General features: G+C 40.5%; 8 protein-coding genes. 7 read left to right on the forward strand and 1 reads right to left on the reverse strand.

The window, feature by feature from the left end; all coding sequences use genetic code 11:
* The first annotated feature begins 17 nt into the window (after positions 1-17).
* The 7 genes from K4H96_RS05780 to K4H96_RS05810 all read left to right on the forward strand — a co-directional run bounded on the left by K4H96_RS05780 (position 18) and on the right by K4H96_RS05810 (position 5,350).
* Positions 18-530 carry a dihydrofolate reductase gene (locus tag K4H96_RS05780; RefSeq protein ID WP_223336819.1) on the forward strand — a complete coding sequence of 171 codons (513 nt, stop codon included), beginning with the start codon at positions 18-20 and terminating at the stop codon, positions 528-530.
* A 2-nt stretch (positions 531-532) separates the two neighbouring features.
* A complete protein-coding gene (locus K4H96_RS05785; RefSeq protein ID WP_002895584.1) occupies positions 533-703 on the forward strand; it encodes a hypothetical protein in 171 nt (56 codons plus the stop codon).
* Positions 704-754: 51 nt separating this feature from the next.
* Entirely contained in the window at positions 755-1,984 is a 1,230-nt protein-coding gene (gene clpX, locus K4H96_RS05790; RefSeq protein WP_002895582.1) for an ATP-dependent Clp protease ATP-binding subunit ClpX, read from the forward strand.
* Positions 1,985-1,994: 10 nt separating this feature from the next.
* Positions 1,995-2,582, forward strand: a complete 588-nt coding sequence (gene yihA, locus K4H96_RS05795) for a ribosome biogenesis GTP-binding protein YihA/YsxC (RefSeq protein ID WP_002900427.1) — start codon at positions 1,995-1,997, stop codon at positions 2,580-2,582.
* Between the two features lie 147 nt (positions 2,583-2,729).
* Positions 2,730-3,428 carry a glucosaminidase domain-containing protein gene (locus K4H96_RS05800; protein WP_223336820.1) on the forward strand — a complete coding sequence of 233 codons (699 nt, stop codon included), beginning with the start codon at positions 2,730-2,732 and terminating at the stop codon, positions 3,426-3,428.
* A 63-nt stretch (positions 3,429-3,491) separates the two neighbouring features.
* The gene (gene mmuM / locus K4H96_RS05805; protein ID WP_223336821.1) at positions 3,492-4,439 is read left to right on the forward strand and encodes a homocysteine S-methyltransferase; all 948 of its coding nucleotides are present in this window, start codon (positions 3,492-3,494) and stop codon (positions 4,437-4,439) included.
* Between the two features lie 113 nt (positions 4,440-4,552).
* Positions 4,553-5,350, forward strand: coding sequence for a formate/nitrite transporter family protein (locus K4H96_RS05810; RefSeq protein ID WP_223336822.1), 798 nt, complete (start codon positions 4,553-4,555; stop codon positions 5,348-5,350).
* 439 nt (positions 5,351-5,789) lie between these two features.
* Here K4H96_RS05810 and K4H96_RS05815 read toward each other — a convergent pair.
* Positions 5,790-6,000: virulence factor MviN (locus K4H96_RS05815; protein ID WP_227956405.1), on the reverse strand; the 211-nt coding region annotated here is incomplete at its 5' end.

Consider the following 6,000-nt stretch of genomic DNA (forward strand, 5'->3'; position numbering starts at 1 on the left):
ATACAAAGGATAAAAGGATGACAAAGAAGATTATTGCCATTTGGGCTCAGGCAGAGGATGGTCTGATTGGAAAAGACAAGGTTATGCCCTGGCATCTCCCGGCAGAATTGCAGCATTTTAAAGCAACAACCACAGGACATGCTATTTTGATGGGGCGTGTGACCTTTGATGGTTTGCAGCGTCGCGTTTTGCCGAATCGAATAAGCCTGATTTTGAGCAAGGACAAGAACTATCAAGTTGACAATGAAAATGTCTTACTGTTCAGCAATGTGGAAGATATCTTGGATTGGTACCACAAGCAGGATAGAAACTTGTATATTATCGGCGGAGCGCAGATTATTAGGGCTTTTGAGCCGTATTTGGAAGAATTGATTCAGACTGAGATTGCTGCTAAGTTGGAAGGAGATACCTATTTCCCTGAGACGTTTGATTGGGCTCCTTATCAGGAAGTTGGCAGTGAATTTCATGCCAAAGATGAAAAGAATCCTTATGATTTTACTATAAAAAGATACCAAAGGAAGGACTCGTAAGAATGGAACGTAGTATTTTTGGTTTTTTTACGGCCTTTTTATGTGTCATTTGTCTTATTTGTGCCGTTCAAACCTTTCGAAAAAAGCGGTTTGGACTGGCAGCTTTATTTTTGCTGAATGCTTTTACAAATCTGGTAAATTCCATTCATGCTTTTTATATGACACTTTTTTAACATGTGCGAAAGAAAATAAATAGATTTAGAATTTTAGAATTGGAGTAAACAATGCCTACAAGTCGTAATGATGATATGATGGTTTTTTGTTCTTTCTGTGGGAAGAACCAAGATGAGGTACAGAAGATTATCGCTGGTAACAATGCCTTTATCTGTAATGAATGTGTGGAGCTAGCGCAGGAAATCATCCGTGAAGAGCTAGCCGAGGAAGTGCTGGCAGATCTGTCTGAGGTACCAAAACCTCAGGAGCTGCTGAATATCTTGAACCACTATGTTATCGGGCAAGACCGAGCTAAGCGTGCCTTAGCAGTAGCGGTCTATAATCACTACAAGCGTATTAACTACCACGACAGCCGTGAAGAAGAAGATGTGGAACTGCAAAAGTCAAATATTTTGATGATTGGCCCTACCGGGTCAGGCAAGACTTTCCTGGCGCAGACTCTGGCCCGTAGTCTCAATGTGCCTTTCGCCATTGCGGACGCAACAGCTCTGACTGAAGCCGGTTATGTCGGCGAAGATGTGGAAAATATCCTCCTCAAGCTTTTGCAGGCAGCTGACTTTAATATTGAGCGTGCGGAACGCGGCATTATCTATGTCGATGAGATTGACAAGATCGCTAAAAAAGGCGAAAACGTCTCTATCACTCGTGATGTTTCGGGTGAAGGAGTTCAGCAAGCTCTTCTGAAGATTATCGAAGGAACCGTAGCGAGTGTACCGCCGCAGGGTGGACGCAAGCATCCGCAGCAGGAAATGATTCAAGTTGATACCAAGAATATTCTCTTCATTGTTGGCGGTGCTTTTGACGGTATCGAAGAAATCGTAAAACAGCGTCTGGGTGAGAAAATCATCGGTTTCGGTCAGAACAACCGAGCAATCGACGAAGATAGTTCCTATATGCAGGAAATTATCTCAGAAGACGTCCAAAAGTTTGGGATTATTCCTGAGTTGATTGGCCGTTTGCCTGTTTTTGCTGCTTTGGAGCAGCTGACAGTTGATGATTTGGTCCGGATTCTGAAAGAGCCTAGAAATGCCCTTATCAAGCAATATCAGGCACTTCTGTCTTATGATGATGTTAAGCTTGAATTTGACGAAGATGCTCTGCAGGAGATTGCCAATAAAGCGATTGAACGTAAAACAGGTGCACGCGGTCTTCGATCAATCATCGAAGAAACTATGATGGATGTCATGTTTGAAGTTCCAAGTCAGGAAAATGTCAAACTTGTCCGTATTACCAAAGAAGCAGTGGATGGAACAGATAAGCCTATTCTAGAAACTGCCTAACGAGGTGCTTATGGAAATCAATACCCACAACGCAGAGATTTTGCTGAGTGCAGCCAATAAATCGCATTACCCTCAAGACGATATTCCAGAGATTGCCTTAGCTGGCCGCTCCAACGTTGGCAAGTCCAGCTTCATCAATACACTTCTTAATCGCAAGAATTTAGCGCGAACTTCTGGAAAACCTGGAAAAACTCAGCTGCTAAACTTTTTCAACATTGATGATAAGCTGCGTTTTGTCGATGTGCCAGGTTATGGCTATGCCCGTGTTTCTAAAAAAGAGCGTGAAAAATGGGGCCGGATGATTGAGGAATATCTGACCAGTCGTGAAAATCTCAGAGCGGTTGTCAGCCTTGTTGATCTTCGTCATGATCCGAGCGCAGATGATGTGCAAATGTATGAATTTCTGAAATATTATGACATTCCAGTTATTCTAGTAGCGACCAAAGCTGATAAAATCCCTCGCGGAAAATGGAATAAGCACGAGTCAGCTATTAAGAAAAAACTGGACTTTGACAGAAATGATGATTTCATTCTTTTTTCCTCAGTCACCAAGGATGGCTTAGATGCTGCTTGGGATGCGATTTTGTCAAAAATTTAATAATGCGAATTAAATCCAACTCGTTTTTGAGTTGGATTTTTTGAAATAAAACGAAAAATGTCATATACTTGTAAATTATCAATAGTGTTTTTTTAATCTTTAGTATGTTACAATGGTATCATTAACATCTTATTCAGGAGAAGTGCTGTGAAAAAGAGAATTTCAAAAAAAGGTAAGAGAATCCTTTCAGCTTTATTCATCATGACAACGACGATTGCTGTTGGTTTTGTCTTGGCCAAGCATATTAATCCTGCTAGCGCTAATAATAGTGATCAGCAGCCTATGAATCAGACAGACTATTTCATCTCACAAATCGGTGAGCCAGCGCGTCAGTTGGGACAGGATAATGATCTTTATGCCTCTGTTATGATTGCACAGGCTATTTTGGAAAGTGGTTCAGGACAGTCTGGTCTGTCTGGTGAACCTCATTATAACCTTTTCGGTATCAAAGGTCACTATGATGGTCAGTCTGCTAATATGGAGACTTGGGAAGATGATGGAGCGGGAAATGCTTATACCATTAACGACAGTTTCCGTTCATATCCTAGCTATGTAGAGTCTCTGCAAGACTATGTTGCAGTGCTCAAGCAAGGCCATTTTGCAGGTGCATGGAAGAGTAATGCGCCAACCTATCAGGATGCAACAGCTGCCCTGACTGGTGTCTATGCGACAGATACCAGCTATAATGCTAAATTGAATTATATTATTGAAAAATACGATTTGACTCGCTTTGATTCACCACTCTATGAGTCTGGTGCTGGCTATATCGTTTACAATCCCTATCGTCAGCAATACACTACTCAAGATATCTTGGATGTCGATACTGCCTGGGCGAATAGATTTTAATTTAGAAAACAAAAAAGAGGGAGACCTCTTTTTATGTTTAATCGTAGATTTTAGGAGTATTTCATGGGAAAATTTAAAGATTTGCTTGACAAGCAAGAAATTATTATTTTAGACGGAGCCTTGGGTACAGAGTTGGAAAGCCTGGGTTATGATGTATCTGGTAAGCTTTGGTCCGCTCAATACCTATTAGACCAGCCTCAGATTATTCAAAATGTGCATGAAAGCTATGTGAGAGCTGGCAGTGATATCATCACTACGTCCAGTTATCAGGCCAGTATTCCAGCGTTTATAGAGGCAGGACTAACTCCTGAAAAGGGTTATGATCTTTTAAAAGAGACAGTCTTCTTAGCACAAAAGGCAATCGAAAATGTCTGGACAGGATTATCTCCTGAAGAGCAGAAACAGAGACCTTGTCCTCTAGTTGCAGGCTCGGTAGGGCCTTATGCTGCCTATTTAGCTGATGGTTCGGAGTATACGGGAAACTACCAGCTGAGTGAAGAAGAATATCGAGATTTTCATCGTCCGCGTATCCAAGCTTTACTAGAAGCTGGGAGTGACTTGCTGGTTATTGAAACGATTCCAAATGGAGCAGAAGCGGCAGCGCTCCTCCGACTTTTAGCTGAGGAATTTCCGCAGGCTGAGGCTTATTTGTCCTTTGTCGCTCAGTCGGAGAATGCCATATCAGATGGCACTAAGATTGAGGAATTAGGGAATTTGGCTCAAGAAAGCCCACAAGTCCTGGCAGTTGGTTTTAATTGTACAGCTCCACATTTAATCGCTCCATTATTAGATAGGCTTGGACAAGTGTGCAACAAACCTTTTCTGACCTATCCAAACTCTGGCGAAACTTATAATGGCTTGACCAAGACATGGCATGATGATCCAGAGCAGGAGCGGAGCTTGCTGGAAAATAGTAAACTTTGGCAAAATCAAGGTGTACGGCTTTTTGGTGGTTGCTGCCGAACGCGGCCAGAAGATATTGCTCAGTTAGCAAAAGGATTTAAGGGTTGAAAATAGATTTTCAATCCTTTTTTAGAAAATTTAAAAAGGTTCTCGAAAACGCTATCAAAAGAAAGAGCTTTGTGATATACTATACATAGTTTAAATTAATAGGAGAATTTTTTATGCCTGAATCGACATTTATCCCTAAAATTGAAGCAGCTTGCCGAAAGAAAGAAGCTTTGTTTGATACAAGCAAGGCTAAGTATGCCGTTCGTTCCATCTTTGCTGGAGCTTTCCTAACCTTTAGTACTGGGGCTGGAGCTATTGCGGCAGATTTGACAAATAAGATTGTTCCAGGAACTGGGCGTTTTCTCTTTCCTTTCATCTTTGCTTGGGGATTGGCTTACATTGTCTTTCTAAATGCAGAGTTAGTGACTTCCAACATGATGTTTCTGACTGCTGGTACCTTTTTGAAGAAGATTGACTGGAAAAAAGCCTTGATGATTTTGCTTTATTGTACCTTTTTCAATCTGATTGGCGCCTTGATTGCCGGCTGGCTCTTTGCTAACTCGGCTGCTTATGCGGGACTTAGCAAAGATAGTTTCATTTCAGGTGTTGTGCAGATGAAGCTTGCTCGCTCTAATGAGCTGATTCTGCTCGAGGGAGTCTTAGCCAATATCTTTGTTAATATTGCTATTCTTTCCTTCGTTTTGGTCAAGGATAGTACAGCTAAACTCTTCTTAGTTATATCAGCCATTTATATGTTCGTATTCCTGACTAACGAACACTTGGCTGCTAACTTTGCTTCCTTCGCTATCGTGAAATTCAGCTCAGCAGCAGCGGAAGTGCAAAATTTTGGTATTGGAAATATCCTACGTCACTGGGGCGTAACCTTTATCGGTAACCTCATCGGTGGTGGTCTACTCATAGGTTTGCCATACGCTTGGTTTAATAAGAAAGAAAGTAATTATGTGGACTAAAAAAAGGGTTTTCGAATCCTTTTTTTGATGTCTCCTTAAATAAATAGAACCCTATGGACAAATTTGATAACCTTTTGACATTGGCAAAACTTTCTAAACACGAACTATAAAATTATAACACAATTAAAAGTTCGTATTTATCTTCCAAATTGATTTACAAAACAATCAAAGTAATCTATAATAGGATGTAGGTTAATATGTTATAAAAGGAGATTTATGTAAAGAGTATAAAGATTTGGGAGATAGATTTCATATCCGTTACTATATAGAAATAAATAGTTATTTTCTATTAGATAATGATGATGTTAGCATGATTGCACGGACGCATTTTGTAGAATAGTAGATAACTAAGGGAGATGTTTACATATCACAAAAGTACAGCCAAGAATTCAAGGAACCCCTTGTTCGTTTACATGATTCATGTAAGCTATTCTCGGAATTAGTCAAAGAGTATGGCATCTCTAATCAGACGATTTATAAATGAATAAACCCCTGTGAAAAACCTGCTGGTCAGGATTCTATCAGTCTTTTCCTGCACCAAGTTCAAGAAATGCTTAAGGTACTGACCAAGATGAAGGAGGAGATAATGGAATAAAATCACAAGGATAAACCATGGTTTTTCAAACAATGGGATGATGGCTAAGGAAAAG

Origin of the sequence: Streptococcus sanguinis, from assembly GCF_020729765.1 — a bacterium.
In the GTDB taxonomy this organism is placed as follows: Bacteria; Bacillota; Bacilli; order Lactobacillales; family Streptococcaceae; genus Streptococcus; species Streptococcus sanguinis_Q.

Coding starts and splice junctions, on each gene's coding strand:
- mmuM (WP_223336821.1), top strand. CDS start 3,492: ATGGGAAAATTTAAAGATTTGCTTGACAAGCAAGAAATTATTATTTTA.
- yihA (WP_002900427.1), top strand. CDS start 1,995: ATGGAAATCAATACCCACAACGCAGAGATTTTGCTGAGTGCAGCCAAT.
- K4H96_RS05810 (WP_223336822.1), top strand. CDS start 4,553: ATGCCTGAATCGACATTTATCCCTAAAATTGAAGCAGCTTGCCGAAAG.
- K4H96_RS05780 (WP_223336819.1), top strand. CDS start 18: ATGACAAAGAAGATTATTGCCATTTGGGCTCAGGCAGAGGATGGTCTG.
- clpX (WP_002895582.1), top strand. CDS start 755: ATGCCTACAAGTCGTAATGATGATATGATGGTTTTTTGTTCTTTCTGT.
- K4H96_RS05785 (WP_002895584.1), top strand. CDS start 533: ATGGAACGTAGTATTTTTGGTTTTTTTACGGCCTTTTTATGTGTCATT.